Genomic DNA, 19,781 nt, shown 5'->3' on the forward strand with positions numbered 1-19,781 from the left:
CGTCGCGGTGGTGCGCGGGGTCAGTCGGCCTGATCGGTAGAGCCCTCGGCCGTGGAGCCGGCGTCGGCGGTGGCGCCCGCCGACGTGGAGCCGCCGTCGGGCCCCTCCTGCCTGCCCGGGCCGTCGGAGCGGGGGCTGCCGTTCCCGGCCTGCGGTCCTTGAGGTCCCCTCGGCCCCTGCGGGCCACCGGGCCCCTGGGGACCGCCCGGCCAGGGGCCCGGCGCGGCCGGACCGTGTTCGGCGCTGCGGCGTCGGGAGCGGCGGACGAGCCAGACGACGAGGGCGACGACGAGGGCGAGCGGCACGAGCAGCGGCAGCAGCGCCGCCACCGCGACGACGAGGCCCCGGATCGCGTCGGTGAAGGCCTCACCGGCGTCGGACCACATGCGCGACCAGCCCGAGGGTGGGTCCTGTGCCGCCGGCGAGTCCTCGCCCGACAGCTCGATGCTCAGCGTCGACAGCGCCGCCTGCTCGCCGAGCGACGTGCGCTGCGCGCGCAGCTGGTCCAGCTCGGCCTGGCGGTTGGTCAGCTCGGTCTCGGCCGCCAGCAGGTCGGCGACCGACCCGGCCTCCTCCATCAGCCCCTCCAGACGGGCGACCGAGGTCTCCAGGGCGCTGATCTCCGCGTCCAGGTCACGCACCGTGCCGGTGACGTCCTCGGCGTCGACGGCGACCTCGTCGACCTCGCCCACCTCGCCGAGCGCGTCGAGGAAGGGGTCGACCTGGTCGGGCGGGATGCGGACGGTGAGCCGGGCCCACGGCTGGTCCTCCTGGCTGCTCTGGTGGCGGCTGTCGACCCGGCCCTCGTGGCTCTCGGCCAGTGCGACGACGTCGTCGGAGGCGGCCACCGGGTCATCGACGATGACCGTGGCGCTGCCCGTGGTGACCACCACCCGGTCGACGCCGTCGGCGGTGAGCGTCGTGTCCGCATCCGAGGCGCCGGCCTCCGCCTGCGCCTCTGGCTGGGCGCCGGCCGCGTCGGCGGCACTCTCCTCGTAGGCGTCGTCGCCCCCGGGGGCGGCGGGCTCGTGGACGCTCGAGCCGCCGCCCGACTCGTCGCCCGAGCCGGCGCCGGAGCAGGCGGCGAGCACCGCGGCGGCCGCGAGGGTGGCTCCGGCCAGCGCCGAGCGCGTGCGGGTGCGCGTGCGGCTGCGAGCCGCGCGGCGTCCGGGCGGCGCAGGGGCGTGGGGATCGGTGTGCGGGGTGTCGGCCGGGGGTGCCGACGGCGTCGTGGTGTCCATGGCTGAACGGTCGCACCGCGGCGGTCGGCCCTCGAGGTCGGCAACCGTTTCGGGACCGCGCGGTGACCTCGTCGTCACCGAAGTTCTCCCCGGTCAGAACTCCCCGGCCGTGTGACCTGCACGTTCGCCGGCTGCGCGGAGTCAGCCGAAGCGGCGGGCGAAGGCGGCGAGGATGCCGTGCGCGTCGTCGACCCGGGCCCGGGAGATCACCTCGACGATCCGGTCGAACTCGTCGGCGGGGAAGTAGCCGGAGTGCAGGTAGTCGGTCATGCGCCGCACGAGTCCGGCGGTGTCGAGCTCGGGGTGGAACTGGGTGACGTACTGGCGCGTCCCGAACCGCAGCATCTGCACCGGGGTGGGCTCCGACGTCGCCAGCACGACCGACCCGGGCGGGGGAACGGTGACCGCCTCGTGGTGACCGACGTACGCCTCGAAGGCGGGCGGCACCTCGGCGAGCAGCGGGTCGGCGCGGCCCTCGGCGGTCAGCTCGATGCGCACCGCCGACGTTCCCCGGCCGTAGGTGTGGTCGACGACGGCGCCGCGGCGCCTGGCGAGCGTGCCCACCGCGTAGCAGAGCCCCATGAACGGGACGTCCCGCGCGAGGACCTCGTCCAGGATCTCGCCGAGCCGCTCCTCGGTGCGGCGCTGGAGGGCGGATTGCTCCGCGAGCGGAGTAGAACCGGTGAAGGGGGAACCGCCCTGCACGACGCCGGCGAAGGCGTCCAGGTCGGGGCGGACGTAGGCGTCGTCGGTCGTCTGCAGGCGGACGATGTGCTCGGGGGCGATCCCCATGTGCCGGGCGACGGCCGTGTGCTCGTCGTCCGAGGCGCGCTGCTCGGGGCGCGAGGAGAGCAGGAGGAACGGGGCGTGCACCGGACGATCCTGCCGCAGCGGGACGGCGCCCGCGCGCCGGCGGGCCGGGGTCCCACGGGTCGGACACGGGGGCGCGTGCGGATCCCCGTGCCGCGGCTCGGGCTGCGACCTGCGCCCAGGTGGACCGAACTCGCTCGAGGTGGACGCCGGCACGGTCGGTCTGGGACGGGTGCGGTCCATCTCGACGACGAGGTCGGGGGAGCGGAGCGCGCCCATGCGGTGCCCGCAGGACGACCCGGTGCGTTTCGCATGATGACGGTCCGGCCCCCGGGGGCTCCGGGCGGCCTACGGTGCACGTATGCGCACGAGGCGGCGTGCGCTCTGAACAGAAGGACGGACAATGGCGACGTACGTGTACCGGTTCACCGAGGGTGACAAGGACCAGAAGGACCTCCTGGGCGGCAAGGGGGCGAACCTCGCCGAGATGACCAGGCTCGGCCTGCCGGTGCCCCCGGGCTTCACCATCACCACCGAGGCCTGCCGGGCCTACCTGCGCGACGGCACGGTGCCGCCGGACCTGCGCGTCGAGGTCACCCTCGCCCTGCGCGAGATGGAGGACGCGGCGGGGCGCTCGCTGGGCGACTTCCACGACCCGCTGCTCGTCTCGGTGCGCTCGGGCGCGAAGTTCTCCATGCCCGGGATGATGGACACCGTCCTCAACATCGGGCTCAACGACGCCTCCGTCCAGGGGCTCACCGAGCTCGCCGGGGACGCCCGCTTCGCGTGGGACTCCTACCGGCGGCTCGTGCAGATGTTCGGCAAGACGGTCCTCGACGTCGACGGCGAGCTCTTCGCGGACGCCCTCGAGCGCAAGAAGGAGCAGCGCGGGGCGGCGGCCGACGTCGACCTCACCGAGGAGGACCTGCGCGAGCTGGTCGACGAGTACAAGCAGATCGTCCGCGAGCACTCCGGGCGCGAGTTCCCGCAGCACCCGCGCGAGCAGCTCGACCTCGCCGTCGAGGCCGTCTTCCGCTCCTGGAACACCGAGCGCGCGCGGCTCTACCGCCGTCGGGAGCGCATCCCGGACGATCTGGGCACCGCCGTCAACGTGGTGACCATGGTCTTCGGTAACCTCGGCGACACCTCCGGCACCGGCGTGTGCTTCACCCGGGACCCCTCCACCGGCCAGTCGGGAATGTACGGCGACTACCTGGTCAACGCCCAGGGCGAGGACGTCGTCGCCGGCATCCGCAACACCCTGCACCTCACCGACCTCGAGGAGCTCGACCCGCGTTCCTACGCCGAGCTCCGGCAGGCGATGCGCCGCCTCGAGACGCACTACCGCGACCTGTGCGACATCGAGTTCACCATCGAGCAGGGCAAGCTCTGGCTGCTGCAGACCCGCGTCGGCAAGCGCACGGCCGGATCGGCGTTCCGGGTGGCGACCCAGCTCGTCGACGAGAACCTCATCACGATGGACGAGGCCCTGGGCCGGGTGACCGGCGCCCAGCTCAGCCAGCTGATGTTCCCGCAGTTCGACCCGGCCGCCGACAAGGAGCTGCTGACAAGGGGCCTGTCCGCCTCGCCGGGCGCCGCCGTCGGGGAGATCGTGCTCGACAGCGCCCAGGCCGAGGAGCGCGCCGCCGCAGGTGCCGACGTCATCCTTGTGCGCCGCGAGACCAACCCCGACGACCTGGGCGGCATGATCGTCGCCAAGGGCGTGCTCACCTCCCGCGGCGGGAAGACCTCCCACGCGGCGGTCGTCGCCCGCGGCATGGGCACCTGCGCCGTGGTCGGCGCCGAGGAGATCGAGGTCGACGTCGAGGCCGGCACCGTGACGGTGGCCGGTCGGGTCCTCCGAGCCGGCGACGTCGTGGCCATCGACGGCACCACCGGCGAGGTCTACCTCGGTGACGTGCCGGTCGCCGACTCCCCGGTGATGGCCTACATCGCCGGCGGGCTCGAGGCCGGCCTGGCGGCCGCCGGGGACGACGTCGACACCCGCGAGCTCGTCGAGGCCGTGCACCGCCTCATCAGCCACGCCGACGCCCGACGCCGGATGGAGGTGCGCACCAACGCGGACAACGCCGCCGACGCGACGCGGGCCCGGGAGCGCGGCGCGCAGGGCATCGGCCTGTGCCGCACCGAGCACATGTTCCTCGGCGAGCGGCGCACGCTCGTCGAGCGGCTCATCCTCGCCGAGGACGCCGCCGGCCGTGACGCCGCCCTCGAGGCGCTCCTCGAGCCGCAGCGCTCCGACTTCGAGGCGTTGCTGGAGGCGATGGACGGGCTGCCGGCCACCATCCGGCTCATCGACCCGCCGCTGCACGAGTTCCTGCCCGACCGCACCGAGCTCGCCGTCGAGGTGGCGCTCGCCGAGGAGCGCGGGGAGAGCGGGCCCGAGGTCGACCGCCGTCGGGCCCTGCTGGCCGCCGTGTCGCGGATGCACGAGCAGAACCCCATGCTCGGTCTGCGCGGGGTACGGCTCGGCCTGAAGATCCCGGGGCTGTTCGCCCTGCAGATCCGGGCGGTCGCCGAGGCCGCGGCCAGGCGCCGCGGCGCCGGCGGGAGGCCGCTGCCGGAGATCATGGTGCCGCTGGTCGGCTCGCGCCGGGAGCTGCAGATCGTGCGCGACGAGGCCGAGCAGATCATCGCCGACGTCGCCGCCGAGCACGGGGTCACCCTCGACATCCCCATCGGCTGCATGGTCGAGCTGCCGCGGGCGGCGCTGACCGCCGAGCGCATCGCCGAGGAGGCCGACTTCTTCTCCTTCGGCACCAACGACCTCACGCAGACTGCCTGGGGCTTCTCCCGCGACGACGTCGAGGGCGCGTTCTTCGCCGACTACCTGGCCAACGGCGTGCTGACGATCTCCCCGTTCGAGACCCTCGACGCCGACGGCGTGGGCGCGCTCGTGCGCATCGGCGCCGAGAAGGGGCGTTCCACCAGGCCCGGCCTGAAGATCGGCGTGTGCGGGGAGCACGGCGGCGACCCGGAGTCGATCCACTTCTTCGAGCAGGTCGGCCTCGACTACGTCTCGTGCTCCCCGTTCCGCGTGCCGGTGGCGCGGCTCGAGGCGGGGCGCGCTGCCGTGAGGGGTGAGGACGCCACGCGCTGACCGGCGCTTCTCCTGATCCCATCGCCGAGACATCGGGTTGTGTCTCGAGACCATGTGCACGGGGCATCGTCTCGAGACACGACTCATCGTCTCGATGAAGGGACGGGCCGGGCGGCGCTGTCCCGGCGCACGGTCGGCGGGGGCGGCCACCCGCGGTCAGGGGAGAGACTGTCCCCATGACGACGACGGCTGAGCGCACCACCGGCCCGGCGGACCCGCGCACCGCGGACCTCGTCGCGGCCCTGCGCGCGGCGGTCGACGGCGAGGTCTCCGACTCCACGCGTCGCCGCGCCGAGTACTCCACCGACGCCTCGAACTACCGGGTGGTGCCGCAGGTCGTCGTCGTACCCCGCGACGTCGACGACACGCTCGCGGCGCTCGACGCCGCCCGCACCGCCGGCGCCCCGGTCACCCTGCGCGGCGGCGGCACCTCGACGGCGGGCAACTCCGTGGGCCCCGGCGTCGTCCTCGACGTCTCCCGCCACCTGACGACCATCGGCGAGATCGACCCGGAGGCGCGCACCGCCGTCGTGCAGCCGGGGGTGGTCCTCTCCGACCTCCAGCGCGCCGCCGCCTCCCACGGCCTGCGCTTCGGCCCCGACCCCTCGACCCAGAACCGCGCCACCATCGGCGGGATGATCGGCACCAACGCCTGCGGCCCGCACGCGCTGGCCTGGGGGCGGACGGCGGACAACGTCACGGCCCTCGACGTCGTCGACGGGCTCGGCCGCCGCTTCACCGCGGGGGCGGGCGCCGGGGCGCTGGCCGCCGTCGACGGGCTCGAGGCGCTCGTCGCCCGCTCGCTGGCCCCGATCCGCGCCGAGCTGGGGCGGTTCGGCCGGCAGGTCTCGGGCTACTCGCTCGAGCACCTGCTGCCCGAGAAGGGCCGCGACCTGGCCAAGATGCTCGTCGGCACCGAGGGCACGCTCGTGACGATGCTCGGCGGGACCGTCGATCTCGTGCCGGTCGCCGCCCGCCCGGTGCTCGTCGTGCTCGGCTACCCGGACATGATCGCCGCCGCCGACGCCGTGCCCGCCCTCCTCGAGCACTCCCCGCTGGCCGTCGAGGGGCTCGACGCCCGACTCGTCGACGTCGTGAGGCGGGCCAAGGGCCCCGGCGCGGTCCCCGAGCTGCCGGCCGGGCAGGGCTGGCTCATGGTCGAGGTCGGCGCCGAGGCGCACGAGAGCGAGGCCGACGTCCTGGCCCGTGCACGGGCGCTCGCCGCGGCCGGTGGGACCGACGCGGCCGTCGTCGTCCCCGCCGGTCCCGAGGCCGAGGCCCTGTGGCGGATCCGGGCCGACGGCGCCGGGCTCGGCGGCCGCACGCCCGCCGGGATGCCGGCCTGGCCCGGCTGGGAGGACGCCGCCGTCCCCCCGGAGAACCTGGGCGCCTACCTCCGCGACTTCATGGGCATGCTTGACCGCCGCGGGCTCGACGGTCTGCTCTACGGGCACTTCGGTGACGGCTGCGTGCACGTGCGGGTGGACTTCCCGCTCGACGACGGCGAGCGCGGCGCCCGGGACTTCGCCTCGACGGTGGCCGAGGCGGCGGACATCGCCGTCGCGCACGGCGGGTCGCTCTCCGGCGAGCACGGCGACGGCCGGGCACGCTCCGAGCTCCTCGACAGGATGTACGGCCCCGAGGTCATGGGGCTGTTCTCCCAGGTCAAGGGGTTGTTTGATCCGAAGGGGCTGCTCAATCCCGGCGTGCTGGTCGACCCCGACCCGGTCGGCGCCCACCTGCGCCGGCCGGCGGCGAAGCCCCTGCCGGTCGCTCCGGGCGGCGGCTTCGCCTTCAGCGAGGACGGCGGGGACGTCACGCGCGCCGCGCACCGCTGCACCGGCGTGGGCAAGTGCCGGGCGGACAGCTCGGCGTCGGGCGGTTTCATGTGCCCCAGCTATCTCGCCACCAAGGACGAGAAGGACGTCACCCGCGGCCGGGCCCGCGTCCTGCAGGAGGTGACCAACGGCGAACTGGTCGCGCGCTGGGACGACCCCGCGCTGCTGGAGTCCCTCGACCTGTGCCTGTCCTGCAAGGCCTGCTCGGCGGACTGCCCGGCGGGGATGGACGTGGCCCGGCTCAAGTCCGAGACCCTGCACCGCGCCTACCGAGGCAGGCTGCGGCCGCGCACGCACTACACGCTGGGCCGGCTGCCCGTGCTGGCGAACCTCGTCACCGCAGTTCCCGGACTCGCCCGCCTGGTCAACGCCGTGCTCACGGTGGGTCCGCTGCGGCGCCTGGCCTTCGCCGTCGCGGGGGTGGACACCTCCCGGGGGATGCCCGGGTTCGCCACCGAGCGCCTCTCGCGCTGGTGGCGGCGTCGCTCCGGCGGCCGCACCGCGGTGCGCGAGGCGGCCGGGGCCGCGCGCGCCGACGCCGGGGGCACGACGGCGAACCGCACCCCCGCCGAGCACGGACCGCACGCCGGGCGAGACGGCCGGGAATCCGGGGAGCGGCCGCGGTACGTCGTGCTGTTCGCCGACTCGTTCTCCGAGACCCTCGACGGCGCCGGCGCCCGCGCCACAGTCGAGCTGCTCGAGGACGCCGGCTACACCGTGGTCCTGCCCGAGGACAAGGTCTGCTGCGGCCTGACCTGGATCTCCACCGGCCAGCTCGACGGCGCCCGACGCCGCATGCGGGACCTGCTCGACGTCCTGGCGCCCTTCGCGGCCAACGGGATCCCGGTGGTCGGCGTCGAGCCGTCGTGCACCGCCGCGCTGCGCGACGACATGCCCGAGCTGCTGCCCGAGGACCCGCGCGCCCGCCTGCTCGCCGAGGGCACCTACACGCTCGCCGAGCTGCTCACCGCGCCGGCGCCGGTGGGCCCGGGGGAGCGCTGGGCGGCGCCCGACCTCACCGGTCGCGAGATCGTCGCCCAGCCGCACTGCCACCAGCACTCGGTGATGGGCTGGGAGGCCGACCGCGCACTGCTGGTGAGCACCGGGGCGACGATGATCACGCTGGCGGGCTGCTGCGGCCTGGCCGGCAACTTCGGCATGGAGAAGGGGCACGCGGAGGTCAGCGCGGCCGTCGCGGAGAACGCGCTGCTGCCGGCGCTGCGTGAGCACCCCGACGCCATGTTCCTCGCCGACGGGTTCTCCTGCCGCACCCAGGCCGACCAGCTCGCGTCCCGCGGCGGCGTGCACCTGGCCGAGCTGCTGCTGGGGCAGCGCGACCGCTGACCGGGCGGGTCGGCCGGCTCGTGCCCTGCGGGACCGGGTCCGTCCGGGGTGCGTCCGCCTGAGGTGCGTCCAGCTCGGGTTCGTCCATCGTCGTTCCGCGGCTGCGCTGCGCGGTTGACATGTAGGAAAAAGCCTACGTAGCGTGTGGGGCATGTCAGTGATCGCGCGACGTCCCGTGTCGGTGCCCGACCTCGACCGGGTGCGAAGTCAGGCGGACCCCCGCCCGGTACATGACGGTGCGCGGTAGTGCCACGCCGGCTGAGGTCCAGCCCTCTGGACGAGGTGTGCGGCGCGCTCGCGAACCCCACCCGACGCGACCTCCTCGACGCCCTGCTCGGCGGCGAGCTCAGCGCCGGTGAGCTCGCCGCGCGGTTCGACATGACACGCCCCAGCGTGTCCGAGCACCTGCGCGCACTGCGCACGTCCGGCCTCGTCGAGGAACGACGGGAGGGCCGCCACCGCCTGTACCGCCTCACCGGCGCACCGCTGGCCGAGCTGGTCGACTGGCTCACACCGTACGAACGATTCTGGCGCGAACGGATGGACGCACTCGGTGGCGTGCTCGACCGGATGGAGGAGCGATGAACGGCGATGAGGACCTCACGAGGATCGAGGTCGACCAGTACTTCCCGCACCCGCCCACCACGGTGTGGCGGGCACTGACCGATCCCGATCTGCTCGCGCAGTGGCTGATGCCGAACGACTTCGCACCCGTCGTCGGCCACCGGTTCACCTTCCAGGCCCGACCGGTGGCCGCCACGGACTTCTCCGGGTCGGTCGCCTGTCAGGTGCTCGATCTGGTGCCGCAGGAGCTCCTCCGCATCAGCTGGGCCGACTCCCAGCGGCCCGACGGTCCGACCACCACCGTGACCTGGACCCTGCGGAGCGAGGGGCACGGCACCCGGCTGTTCACCGACCACGCCGGCTTCGACCCGGACGACGCCGCGCAGCAGCTCGCCCGACGGATCATGAACGGTGGCTGGCGGAGCCACGTCATGCGCTCGCTGGAGAAGGCGCTGGATGGAACCCCTGCCTGACGGATCGAGAAGGAGAGCACGTGCATGGCACGCACGACCGCTGAGAAGCTCCAGATCAAGCCCGGATCGGAGCTGCTGCTCGGGGACGCCGATTCCGAGGTGAGGGCATTGCTGGACCCGCTGCCCGAGGGCGTGACCGTCGTCGACGGCGTCGACCGGGACACCGAGGGGGTGGCCGTCATGTTCGCGAGCAGCCGAGACGAGCTCGACGTCCTGCTGGCCCAGACCTTCCCACGGCTGGCGTCACCGCGGGCCGTCTGGATCGGCTACCCCAAGGGCAACAAGGCGGACATCAACCGCGACAGCATCTGGAGGCGGGCGGAGGAGTCGGGCTGGACGTTGAACGCCAACGTCTCGCTCTCGGACACGTGGTCCGCGGTCCGGCTCAAGCCCGTGAGCTGACCTGGGCGCACCGACCCCGCGGGTACACCCCCGGGGGCCGGGCGCACCGCGTGGACGGTCAGGGACGCACGGTGGGTGGCAGGCCGAACAGCTCGACGTGCGCGGCGCCGAGGAACGAGTGCATGGCTCGGATCCGCCCGCCCTCGACCTGCAGGACGTCGACGGAGAGAGCCGTGAACTCGTCGGCGTCCCGGCGGCACGTGTAGTTGGCGATCGCGGTGGCCCCGTTGGCCCGTACCTCGACCAGGTGCCACCGGCCGGGCCCGTCCGCCCCGAACATGTGGTCGAGGAACACGCGTGCCTCGCGCCTCCCAACGCTCGGTGCCTCGGGCGGCATGGTCAGTCGCACGTCCGCGGTGAGCAGGTCGAGGATCGCGTCGACGTCCCCGCGGTGGTAGGCGTCGAGGTAGCCGCGCACGGTCGTCCTCTCCTCGGCATCATCAGCCGATTCCGGGCGCCGGTCGGCGCTCGCGCCGAGGCGGCGCGCGTGTGCGCGTCCGCGCTGGAGCAGGCTGTTGACCGAGGCGACCGAGCACTCGAGGACGGTGGCCGTCTCCGCGGCGCTGAGCCCGGCCAGGTCGCGGGCCACGACCGCCGCCCGCTGCCGCGGGCTCAGGGCGAGCAGGGCTGCGGTGACCCGGAGGTCCGTGGCCGCGCGTCGGACGACGGTGTCGACCGGGTCGCCGCGGTCGGGGTGCGGCCCGATCCAGCCCTCGTGCTCGAGGATCTCGTCGACCGACGGATGCGCCCGGGTGCGTCGTTCGTGGTTCTTGAGGAAGTCGAGGCAGGCGTTCGTCGCGATGCGGTACAGCCAGGTGCGCTGCGAGGACCGACCGTCGAACCGGTCGCGCGAGCGCCAGGCACGCAGAAAGGTCTCCTGGGTGAGCTCCTCGGCATCGGTGAACGAGCCGGTCATGCGGTAGCAGTGCGCGACGAGCTCACGGCGGTGCCGCTCGAACGACGCGGCCCCCAGGCCGGCCCGGTCGGCGTCGGTGGGTGCACTCATGGCGTGAGGTCCGTCGCCGCGACCCCGGTCGTGGGATCGACCGGGAACGAGACGTGCTGGTGCACCATCCGCCATTCGTCGTCGATCCGCCGGAACACGCGCGTCCCGCGGCTCCAGGTCACCTCCTCGGACCCGTCCGGTCGACGCGACGCCATGCGGTTCAGCCCCCAGGCGACGGCGAGGTCACCGCGGACCGCCACCTCCAGGTCGGGGACGGTCCACGTGAAGCCCTCGCCCTGGTGCTCGAACCCTGCTCGGCACTCCTCGCGGATGGCGGCGACCTCGGTGTACCGGAGCGGCGGGGAGTGCTCGAAGGAGACGATGTCGGCCGCGATCGGCTCCATCGTCGCGTCGAGGTCCTTCCGGTGGCTCGCGTCGAACCACCGCGCATGGAGCTCGCGGATCTCGTCGACGGCCCAGGCGTCCTCGGTGTGCATGTCGTTCCTCGCTCTCGTGGAGGCGGACAGGGTCACCCATATGGACGATCGGGACGCGCGAACTCATCGGCCGGCGGCGGACGGCCGTGACGTCGGCCCGTCCGGGACCGCGCGGCGTCAGCGCAGCACGTACCCGCGCACCCAGCGGCCCAGCTCGTCGTAGACGTTGCGGCGCACCGTGGGCGCCGAGAGCGTGACGTCGTGGATCGCGCCGTCGAAGGAGGCCAGCGTGACGTGCGGGCCGAGCCTGAGGGACGTGGCGCGGATGGCGTCGGTGTCGAGCACGGTGTCGGTGAAGCGCAGGTCGGGGCTCCACCTGATCGCCTGCGTGGAGGTCGTCGAGGTCATCACGAGGACCGGGCAGGGGATCTCCAGGCCGGCGGCGACCTGCCGCTGGCCGGAGAGCACCGCCGACAGCCAGCCGAACCGCACGGGGCCGGCCGGGGCCATCCGCCAGCGCCGGTCCGGCTTCCAGCCGGTCCAGAACGGGTCGTCCTCCTCGCCCTCGGGCACCTGCTCGTCGTCGCCCTCGGCGAGGCCGTCCAGGGTGCGCTGGTAGACGTCGACCGGGGAGACGCGCACGACCGTGCGAGGTCCGGTACGGGCGAGCCGCTCGACGACCGGGGCGGTGACCGCGCCGAGGAACCCCGGCATCCCCGAGGTGATGAACGGGGAGTTGAGCCACACCCCGCGCAGGGCACCGGGGTGGCGGTGCGCCCACAGGGAGGCCGTCAGCCCGCCGGTGGAGTGCCCGGCCAGGACCAGGTCGGTGCCCAGGCCGAGCTCGTCGAAGATGACGTCGCGGGCGGCGTGGATGTCGTCGTCGTACACGGAGAAGGTCTCGGCGTACCCGCGGGACTGGTGCGCTCGCAGGCTGCGCCCGTACTTGCGCAGGTCGAGGCCGTAGAAGGCGCCGCCCAGGGCCGAGACCTGACGGCCGAGCTCGGCGTGGTGGATGTAGTCGTTCCAGCCGTGCAGGTACAGCATCGCCCAGGTGGGGCTCGACGGCGTCCCCGGCAGCGCATGGGGGTCCTCGGCGGGCCGGTGGGTGACCAGGGTGGCCACGACCTCGCCCTCGTCGTCGGGCGGCAGCGGCAGGGTGCGGGCGTAGAAGCCCGGGCCGAGCAGGTCCGGCGCCCAGTCCCGGGGCGGGAGCGCCTCGGGCAGGGCCGGCAGGTCCGCCTCGACGGCGTAGGTGCGCGCGTTCGGCTCCACCCCGGTCCGCACGCGGTGGCCGGTCGCGTCCGGCGTGGCGTCCTGCTCGACGGCGGAGTCCGCCTCCTCGGCGGGGAGCGGGGTGGAGCCGTGGTCGTCCGGGTCGGGGGTGCCGGAGCCCGGTTCGAGGTCGGCCTCGGACGGCGCGCCGTCACCGGGTGCGGGCTCGTCCGGTGCGCGGCGTCCGCGTCTGAAGAGGTCCACGGCCCCATCGTGGCACCTCGCGGCGCGTCGCCCGCGCCCGAGCGCCACCCGGTAGAGGGGAGCGGTCAGTGCAGCGAGTCGACCCGCTGCGACAGGAGGTCGGCAAGCGCGCTGCCGACCTGCTCGGACTCCACGAGGAACCCGTCGTGGCCGTGCGGCGTGTCGACCGTGACCAGGTCGGCGGGGCCGGTGACCCCGGCGGCGATGCGCTCGGACTCGGCGGGGGAGAAGAGCCGGTCGGAGCTGACGGCCACGGCGAGCGTGCGCGAGGTGACCCCCGCCAGCGCCTCGGCCACGCCCCCGCGGTCCCGGCCGATGTCGTGGGTGAGCATCGTCCGGCTCAGCGCGACGTAGCTGCCCGCGTCGAAGCGGGCGGCCAGCTTGCCGCCGTGGTGGTCGAGGTAGGACTGGACGGCGAAGCGACCGCCGTCGAGCGGCTCCTCGGCGCCCTGCGGCACCCGGCCGAAGCGGGTGTCGAGCTCGTGGGCCGAGCGGTAGGTCGTGTGCGCGATCTGCCGCGCGAGCCCCAGCCCGCGGTGCGGCCCCTCGCCGGGGGCGGCCCCGTAGTAGTCGCCGCCGCGCCAGGCGGGGTCGAGCTCGATGGCGCCGATCTGGGCGTGTGCCCAGGCGATCTGGTCGGCGCTGGTCTGGGCGTTGGAGGCGACCACGGCGACCCGGTCGACGCGCTCGGGAGCGGTGACGGCCCACTCGATGGCCCGCTGCCCGCCCACCGAGCCGCCCACGACCAGGGCGAAGGAGCTGATGCCGAGCAGGTCGGTGAGCCGCAGCTCCGCGGCGACCTGGTCGCGGACGGTGAGGATGGGGAACCGCGCACCCCACGGCGTGCCGTTGGGGGAGGTGCTCGACGGGCCGGTGCTGCCCTGGCAGCCGCCGAGGACGTTGGGCACCACCACGAAGTACTCGTCGGTGTCGATGGCGCGGCCGGGCCCGACGATGTCGTGCCACCAACCCGGGCCGGCCGCGTCGCCCGGCCGGTGGGAGGTGACGTGCGTGTCGCCGGTGAGGGCGTGCAGGACGAGGACGGCGTTCGAGCGGTCGGCGTTGAGCTCGCCGTACGTCTCGTAGGCCATCGTCACGTGCGGGAGCCGGCCGCCGACCTCGAGCCGCAGCGACCCGATCGGCATCTGGGTGCGGTCGCCGAGGTCCTGGCCGGGCAGCCACCCGCCGGAGGCGGGGGGCAGCGCGGGGACCGGGGTGCGTCCAGGTCGACAGCCGGCGCCCGTCACGTCAGGCGTCCTTCGCCGTGCCGGCGGCAGAGACGGCGGCGGCCAGGCCCTGCTCGATGTCGGCGAGGATGTCCTCGATGTCCTCCAGGCCCACCGCGAGGCGCACCAGGGTCGGCGAGGCGCCCGCGGCGGCGAGCTCCTCGTCGGTGAGCTGGGAGTGCGTGGTGGTCGCCGGGTGGATGACGAGCGAGCGCACGTCACCGATGTTGGCCACGTTGGAGTGCAGCTCGAGGGCGTCGACGAAGGCGGCACCGGCCTCGCGGCCACCCGCGGCGAGCTCGAAGGCGAGCACGGCGCCGGGGCCCTTGGGGGTGTACTTCTGCGCCTTCTCGTACCAGGGCGAGCTGGGCAGCCCGGCCCAGGCCACGCGGGCGACCTCCGGACGGGCCTCGAGGAACTCGGCGACGGCGCGGGCGTTGTCCACGTGGCGCTGCACGCGCAGCGAGAGGGTCTCGATGCCCTGGCCGATGAGGAAGGCGTTGAACGGGGACACCGCGGGACCCGTGTCGCGCAGCAGCTGCGTGCGGGCCTTGAGGGCGAGCGCCGGGGCGCCGAGGTCGGCGAACACGAGGCCGTTGTAGGACGGGTCGGGGGTGTTGAAGCCGGGGAAGCGCTCGGGGTACTTCGACCACGGGAAGGTGCCGGCGTCGACGAGGGCGCCCGCCACGGTCGTGCCGTGCCCTCCGAGGTACTTCGTGGCCGAGTGCACGACGACGTCGGCGCCGTGCTCGATCGGCCGCAGCAGGTAGGGCGTGGCGATGGTGTTGTCGACGATCAGCGGCACGCCGATCTCGTGCGCCACGGCGGCGATGCCCTCGATGTCGAGCACGTCGCCCTTGGGGTTGGGGATCGTCTCGCCGAAGAAGACCTTGGTGCGGTCGGTGACCGCGGCGCGCCAGGACTCCGGGTCGTCCGGGTCCTCGACGAAGGTGGTGGTCACGCCGAGCTTGGGCAGCGTGTGGCGCAGCAGGTTGTAGGTGCCGCCGTACAGCGACGGCGAGGCGACGACGTGGTCGCCGACCTCCGCGATCGACAGGATCGCCAGGGTCTCGGCCGCCTGGCCGGAGGCGAGCAGCAGGCCGGCGACGCCGCCCTCGAGGTCCGCGATGCGGTTCTCGACGACCTCCTGGGTCGGGTTGGTGATGCGCGTGTAGATCGGGCCCGGGTCGGCCAGCGAGAAGCGGGCGGCCGCGTGCTCGGCCGAGTCGAAGACGTAGCTCGTGGTCTGGTAGATCGGCAGCGCGCGGGCCCCGGTGGCCGGGTCGGGGACCTGGCCGGCGTGGATCTGACGCGTGGTGAAGCCGCGGGCGGGGGTGGGGGACTCGGTCATGATGCCTCGATCTCTGGTCGCGTGGTCTGCTGATCTGTACCGAACCTAGGACGGCGCCGCCCCTTCGCGACAGGAGGGGCGGCGCCGTCTCAGGACGTGGACCGGCCGATCGGTGCTGCCGGCCGCCGACGAGGCCGGTGGCCGGTCAGGACTGCGGGTCGACCGGGATCGGCCGCGCGTCGCCGGGGCCCAGGGGGCTGGCGTGGCCGCGGTCGCCGTCGAGGTCGGGGGAGCCGTCGGGGCCCGGCTCGCTGCCGGAGCCACCGACCCGGTGGTGGCCGCCGCCGCCGTGCTCGTAGTAGCCGGTCTCCGCGGCGCGCTCGTAGGATCGGCGGATCTCGGCCTCGGTCTCCTCGCGCCCCACCCAGTGGGCGCCCTCGACCGACTTGCCCGGCTCGAGGTCCTTGTAGACCTCGAAGAAGTGCTGGATCTCGAGGCGGTGGAACTCCGAGACGTCCTCGATCTCGGTGCGCCAGGAGGCGCGCTGGTCGCCCGCGGGGACGCACAGCACCTTGTCGTCGCCGCCGGCCTCGTCGCGCATGCGGAACATGCCCAGCGCGCGGCAGCGGATGAGGCAGCCCGGGAACGTGGGCTCCTCGAGGAGCACCAGCGCGTCCAGCGGGTCCCCGTCCTCACCGAGGGTGCCCTCGATGAAGCCGTAGTCGTCGGGGTAGCGCGTCGAGGTGAACAGCAGCCGGTCGAGCCGGATCCGGCCCGTCTCGTGGTCCACCTCGTACTTGTTGCGGTTCCCCTTGGGGATCTCGATGGTGACGTCGAACTCCACAGCAAGCACTTCCTCGGATGTCGGGCCGCCCGGGCGGCGATGTCCATGGCCGGGCCCCGCGGCAGGGGCCCTCGTAGCGCCTAGTGTGTCGTACGCGGCGCCCGGTGTGCGCCGCCGTGCCGCCTCGGCACGTGCGAGCGGCCCGACGGCGGAGGGATGGCATGGCAGGCAGCGGCACCGTACGCAGGGGCAGGGTCGGCTGGATCGCCGGCGGCCTGGGCCTGCTGCTCGTCGCCGGCTACGTCGTCGCCGACGCCAACGACGTCGTGCCCGGCGTCCTCACCACCGCTCCGGCGCACCCCGACGCCGAGCCCTACCCGGCCGTGCAGCTGCCCGGGGAGCGGCCCGTCGCCCCGGCCGTCGACCCGCTCGACCCCTCGGCACCGGCCGCGACCCCCGAGGCGGTCACCGCCGCCGTCGAGACGCTGCTCGCCGACCCCGACCGGCCCGGCGACCTCGCGGTGCGGGTGCTCGACGCCGAGACCGGTGAGCTGCTCGTCGAGCGCGAGCCGGTCACCGCCGTGCGCTCGGCGTCCTCGGCGAAGATCCTCACCGGCGCCGCGGCCCTGAGCGTCCTCGGCCCGCAGACCCGGTTCACCACCGAGGTGGTCCCCGCCGGGGACGGCCTGCTCGTGCTCGTCGGCGGCGGCGACGTCCTGCTCGGTGAGGGCGAGGGCGACCCGGAGGCCGTCCGCGGGCACGCCGGCATCGCCGACCTCGCCGACCAGGTCGCCGCCGAGCTGGAGACCTCGGGCACCACCGAGGTCCGCCTCGCCGTCGACGACTCCCAGTTCGCCGGTGAGCCCTATGCAGACGACGTCACCGGCTGGGACCGCACGTACACGATGGCCGCCACCACGGTGGCGGTGAACACCGGGGCCGTCGACGGCGCCTACACCGCCGACCCGGCGATGGGCGCCACCGAGATGCTCGCCGCCGCGCTGACCGAGCGGGGCCTGTCCGTGACCGTCGAGGGTCGGGCCACCGCGCCGGAGGAGGCCACCGCCATCGCCTCGGTGCAGTCGGCGCCGGTCGAGCAGATCGTGCGCACGATGCTGCGCGACTCGGACAACGCGATCGCCGACGTCCTGTCCCGCCTCGTCGCCCTCTCCTCGGACCTGCCGGGGGACGCGACCTCGGGCGGGCAGGCCGTGGTCGACGCCGTCGGCGCGCTCGGGGTGGACACCACCGGGACGGTGATGATCGACGGGGCCGGCCTCTCGGTCACCGACACGACGACGGTCACCACGCTCACCGAGCTGGTCCAGCTCGCCACGACCGACACCGACACGCTGGCCTCCCTGGCCACCGGGCTGCCCGCCTCGGGGCTGCACGGCACCCTCGACGACCGGCTGACCGGCGAGAGCGCGGGCCGGGTGCGGGCCAAGACCGGCACCCTCGCGCGCTCGGTGTCCCTGACCGGGACCGTGCTCACCGCCGACGAGCGACTGCTCACCTTCTCGGTGGTGCTGCACGACTTCGACGAGGGCGGGGCGTGGTCGGCCCGCGAGGCGATGGACGCCTTCGTCGCCGACCTGGCGGCCTGCGGCTGCTCCTGACTCAGCGCGCCCGGGGGTCGCTCGCGACTACCGTGGGGGTGTGACGGACTCCCTGGACCTCGGCCGCGCCGCGCGCCGCGCCGCACAGCTCGCGCCGCCCGGGCCGCGAGGGACGCCCGAGGAGCTGACGGCCCTGGTCGCCGGGCTGCGCGCGGCCGCGGCCTCGGCCCCCGAGCACGTCGGACGGATCACCGGGCTGACCGACGCCGCCGCGCAGGTGGCCGACCAGCGGGTCAGCGTCGTCGACCGCCCGGGCTGGGCACGCGTCAACGCCGAGATGATGGGCCACCTCTCGGCCGGGCTGCTGCCGCCCTCGGGACCGGTGACCGCCCGGCTGGCCGAGGAGGAGGCCGGCGCCCTGCTCGCCTACCTGGCCACCAAGGTGCTCGGCCAGTTCGACCCCTTCGGCCCGGGCGCGCCGCACCTGCTGCTCGTCGCCCCCAACGTCCTGCGCCTCGAGCGCGAGCTCGACCTCGACGCCCGGGACTTCCGCCGCTGGGTGGCCCTGCACGAGCAGACGCACGCGGTGCAGTTCGCCGCCGCGCCCTGGCTGGCCGGGCACCTGACCGACATGCTGCGCGGCGCCGTCGAGCCGGTGCTCGACCAGGAGACCGAGCGCGACCTGGGCCAGATCCTGTCCGCGGTGGTGGCCGCCCTGCGCCACCCCGAGGAGCAGACCCCCACCCTCGAGGTGGGCGGCCCGCTGGTCGACGCCTTCCTCAGCGAGGCCGAGCGCGCCCAGCTCTCCCGGGTCGTCGCCGTCATGTCCCTCCTGGAGGGGCACGCCGACGTCGTCATGGACGCGGTGGGACCGGCCGTGCTGCCCAGCGTGCGACGCATCCGACGCGCCTTTGACAAGCGGCGCGAGGGCCGCGGCGCGATGGACGTCCTGCTGCGCACGCTGCTCGGCATGCGCGCCAAGACCGCGCAGTACCGCAACGGCGCGAGGTTCGTGCGCTCCGTCGTCGAGCGGGTCGGGCACGCCGGGCTCAACGAGGTGTGGACCTCCGCCGAGCACCTCCCGGGCCCCGAGGAGATCCTCGAGCCCGGGCGCTGGGTCGAGCGCGTCCACCGGTGAGCGGGCCGCGCCCGCCGAAGGTCTCGGGCCCGGCCACCCTGGCCGCCCGCCGCGCCGTCGCCGACGCGCTGGCCGACCTCCCTGGCGGCACGGCGCTCGTGGTGGCCTGCTCGGGCGGCCCCGACTCCCTGGCCCTGGCCGTCACCCTCGCCCACCTGGCACCGGCGCGTGGGTGGCTCGTGCGCGCCGTCGTCGTCGACCACGGGCTGCGGCCGGGCTCGGCGGCGGAGGCGGACGGGGTGGTCGCCGGCCTGCGCGCGCTGGGCCTGGCCGGCGAGGTCGCCGCCGTCGACGCCGCCGCGGGCCCCGGGGGACCCGAGGGCCGCGCCCGGCAGGCCCGGTGGGCGGCGCTGCGCGAGCGCGCCCGCGGGGACCTCGTCCTCACCGGGCACACGATGGACGACCAGGCCGAGACCGTGCTCCTCGGCCTCGCCCGCGGCTCGGGGGCGCGCTCGGTGGCGGGGATGCGGGCCGCCGAGCCCGGGGTGCGCCGTCCCTTCCTCCCGCTGCGGCGCAGCGACACCGTGGCCGTGTGCGCCGAGCTCGACCTGCGGCCCGTCATCGACCCCACCAACAGCGCCGACGGGCCGTGGCGGGCCGCCGACGGCTCCGCCCTGCGCCGCGCGGCCGTGCGCGAGCGGGCGCTGCCCGCCCTCGCGCAGGCGCTCGGCGTCGACCCCGTCCCGGCCCTGGCCCGCACCGCCGCCCAGTCCCGCCGCGACGACGACGCCCTCACCGCCGCGGCCGAGGACCTCCTCGCGCGCGCCACCCTCGCGCCGTCGCCGTCGCCGTCGCCGTCGCCGTCGCCGTCGCCGTCGCCGTCGCCGTCGCCGTCGCCGTCGCCTGCGACCGGCATCCCGCACCCGCCGACGCCGGACCGGCCCGGCACCCTCGTCCTCGACGCCCGCCTGCTCGCGGCCGCCCACCCGGCCGTGCGCAGCCGCGCGCTCCGCTCCGCCGGCCGGCGCGCCGGGTGGCGCCCGGGCGACGTCAAGGCCGCCCACCTGGCCGCCCTCGACGCCCTGGTGTGCGACTACCACGGTCAGGGTCCGGCGGCGCTGCCCGGCGGGATCACCGCCCGCCGCACGTGTGGCAGGCTGACCATCGGTGCCGGCGACGACTGAGGAG

Annotated in this window: 15 protein-coding genes and 1 pseudogene; 8 read left to right on the forward strand and 8 right to left on the reverse strand. The window is 74.8% G+C overall.

All coding sequences use genetic code 11. The annotated features are described in order from the left end of the window. Window positions 1-20 precede the first annotated feature (20 nt). Window positions 21-1,241, reverse strand: a complete 1,221-nt coding sequence (locus AC3D3D_RS11540; protein WP_463661840.1) for a DUF4349 domain-containing protein — start codon at window positions 1,239-1,241, stop codon at window positions 21-23. Window positions 1,242-1,382: 141 nt separating this feature from the next. Continuing rightward, the gene (locus AC3D3D_RS11545; RefSeq protein WP_463661839.1) at window positions 1,383-2,114 is read right to left on the reverse strand and encodes a glutamine amidotransferase; all 732 of its coding nucleotides are present in this window, start codon (window positions 2,112-2,114) and stop codon (window positions 1,383-1,385) included. A gap of 340 nt (window positions 2,115-2,454) precedes the next feature. Between AC3D3D_RS11545 and ppdK the strand changes: the two genes are divergently transcribed. From ppdK to AC3D3D_RS11570, 5 genes are all read left to right on the forward strand, one after another. Then, window positions 2,455-5,172 carry a pyruvate, phosphate dikinase gene (ppdK, locus tag AC3D3D_RS11550; RefSeq protein WP_463661838.1) on the forward strand — a complete coding sequence of 906 codons (2,718 nt, stop codon included), beginning with the start codon at window positions 2,455-2,457 and terminating at the stop codon, window positions 5,170-5,172. A gap of 176 nt (window positions 5,173-5,348) precedes the next feature. After that, the gene (locus AC3D3D_RS11555) at window positions 5,349-8,354 is read left to right on the forward strand and encodes an FAD-binding and (Fe-S)-binding domain-containing protein (protein WP_463661837.1); all 3,006 of its coding nucleotides are present in this window, start codon (window positions 5,349-5,351) and stop codon (window positions 8,352-8,354) included. Between the two features lie 246 nt (window positions 8,355-8,600). Further along, window positions 8,601-8,939, forward strand: a complete 339-nt coding sequence (locus AC3D3D_RS11560) for an ArsR/SmtB family transcription factor (RefSeq protein WP_463661836.1) — start codon at window positions 8,601-8,603, stop codon at window positions 8,937-8,939. Then, the gene (locus AC3D3D_RS11565) at window positions 8,936-9,391 is read left to right on the forward strand and encodes an SRPBCC family protein (RefSeq protein WP_463661835.1); all 456 of its coding nucleotides are present in this window, start codon (window positions 8,936-8,938) and stop codon (window positions 9,389-9,391) included. The genes AC3D3D_RS11560 and AC3D3D_RS11565 overlap by 4 nt, the downstream gene beginning before the upstream one ends. 24 nt (window positions 9,392-9,415) lie before the next feature. After that, window positions 9,416-9,793, forward strand: a complete 378-nt coding sequence (locus tag AC3D3D_RS11570; protein WP_463661834.1) for a DUF3052 family protein — start codon at window positions 9,416-9,418, stop codon at window positions 9,791-9,793. 58 nt (window positions 9,794-9,851) lie between these two features. Here the strand turns inward: AC3D3D_RS11570 and AC3D3D_RS11575 are convergent, their stop codons facing one another. The 6 genes and pseudogenes from AC3D3D_RS11575 to AC3D3D_RS11600 form a co-directional block, all read right to left on the reverse strand. Then, window positions 9,852-10,799, reverse strand: a complete 948-nt coding sequence (locus AC3D3D_RS11575) for an RNA polymerase subunit sigma-70 (RefSeq protein WP_463661833.1) — start codon at window positions 10,797-10,799, stop codon at window positions 9,852-9,854. After that, window positions 10,796-11,236 carry a YybH family protein gene (locus AC3D3D_RS11580; protein WP_463661832.1) on the reverse strand — a complete coding sequence of 147 codons (441 nt, stop codon included), beginning with the start codon at window positions 11,234-11,236 and terminating at the stop codon, window positions 10,796-10,798. The genes AC3D3D_RS11575 and AC3D3D_RS11580 overlap by 4 nt, the downstream gene beginning before the upstream one ends. A 117-nt stretch (window positions 11,237-11,353) precedes the next feature. Further along, complete coding sequence (locus tag AC3D3D_RS11585) at window positions 11,354-12,655, reverse strand: alpha/beta hydrolase (protein WP_463661831.1); 1,302 nt, start codon at window positions 12,653-12,655, stop codon at window positions 11,354-11,356. Between the two features lie 65 nt (window positions 12,656-12,720). Further along, window positions 12,721-13,902 carry a homoserine O-acetyltransferase MetX gene (metX, locus tag AC3D3D_RS11590; protein ID WP_463661830.1) on the reverse strand — a complete coding sequence of 394 codons (1,182 nt, stop codon included), beginning with the start codon at window positions 13,900-13,902 and terminating at the stop codon, window positions 12,721-12,723. Window position 13,903: 1 nt separating this feature from the next. Then, entirely contained in the window at window positions 13,904-15,232 is a 1,329-nt protein-coding gene (locus tag AC3D3D_RS11595; RefSeq protein ID WP_463661829.1) for a bifunctional o-acetylhomoserine/o-acetylserine sulfhydrylase, read from the reverse strand. A gap of 289 nt (window positions 15,233-15,521) precedes the next feature. Beyond that, window positions 15,522-16,016: pseudogene (locus tag AC3D3D_RS11600) on the reverse strand (inorganic diphosphatase); the annotation flags it as partial. Window positions 16,017-16,177: 161 nt separating this feature from the next. On the opposite strand from AC3D3D_RS11600, the gene dacB reads away from it, so the two are divergent. Genes dacB through tilS form a run of 3 tightly spaced genes read left to right on the forward strand, consistent with a single transcriptional unit; the run spans window position 16,178 to window position 19,777 of the window. Continuing rightward, window positions 16,178-17,575 carry a D-alanyl-D-alanine carboxypeptidase/D-alanyl-D-alanine endopeptidase gene (gene dacB / locus AC3D3D_RS11605; protein ID WP_463661828.1) on the forward strand — a complete coding sequence of 466 codons (1,398 nt, stop codon included), beginning with the start codon at window positions 16,178-16,180 and terminating at the stop codon, window positions 17,573-17,575. 40 nt (window positions 17,576-17,615) lie between these two features. Further along, window positions 17,616-18,653: a zinc-dependent metalloprotease gene (locus AC3D3D_RS11610; protein WP_463661827.1), complete on the forward strand. Its 1,038-nt coding sequence runs from the start codon at window positions 17,616-17,618 to the stop codon at window positions 18,651-18,653. Beyond that, a complete protein-coding gene (gene tilS, locus AC3D3D_RS11615; RefSeq protein ID WP_463661826.1) occupies window positions 18,650-19,777 on the forward strand; it encodes a tRNA lysidine(34) synthetase TilS in 1,128 nt (375 codons plus the stop codon). The genes AC3D3D_RS11610 and tilS overlap by 4 nt, the downstream gene beginning before the upstream one ends. Window positions 19,778-19,781 lie beyond the last annotated feature (4 nt).

The sequence above is a fragment of the Georgenia sp. X1117 genome (assembly GCF_057784635.1).

What these genes read in the sequence shown, in the direction of transcription:
- AC3D3D_RS11540 (WP_463661840.1), bottom strand. Translation starts at nt 1,241, where the DNA reads ATGGACACCACGACGCCGTCGGCACCCCCGGCCGACACCCCGCACACC.
- ppdK (WP_463661838.1), top strand. Translation starts at nt 2,455, where the DNA reads ATGGCGACGTACGTGTACCGGTTCACCGAGGGTGACAAGGACCAGAAG.
- AC3D3D_RS11555 (WP_463661837.1), top strand. Translation starts at nt 5,349, where the DNA reads ATGACGACGACGGCTGAGCGCACCACCGGCCCGGCGGACCCGCGCACC.
- AC3D3D_RS11565 (WP_463661835.1), top strand. Translation starts at nt 8,936, where the DNA reads ATGAACGGCGATGAGGACCTCACGAGGATCGAGGTCGACCAGTACTTC.
- AC3D3D_RS11570 (WP_463661834.1), top strand. Translation starts at nt 9,416, where the DNA reads ATGGCACGCACGACCGCTGAGAAGCTCCAGATCAAGCCCGGATCGGAG.
- AC3D3D_RS11575 (WP_463661833.1), bottom strand. Translation starts at nt 10,799, where the DNA reads ATGAGTGCACCCACCGACGCCGACCGGGCCGGCCTGGGGGCCGCGTCG.
- AC3D3D_RS11580 (WP_463661832.1), bottom strand. Translation starts at nt 11,236, where the DNA reads ATGCACACCGAGGACGCCTGGGCCGTCGACGAGATCCGCGAGCTCCAT.
- AC3D3D_RS11595 (WP_463661829.1), bottom strand. Translation starts at nt 15,232, where the DNA reads ATGACCGAGTCCCCCACCCCCGCCCGCGGCTTCACCACGCGTCAGATC.
- dacB (WP_463661828.1), top strand. Translation starts at nt 16,178, where the DNA reads ATGGCAGGCAGCGGCACCGTACGCAGGGGCAGGGTCGGCTGGATCGCC.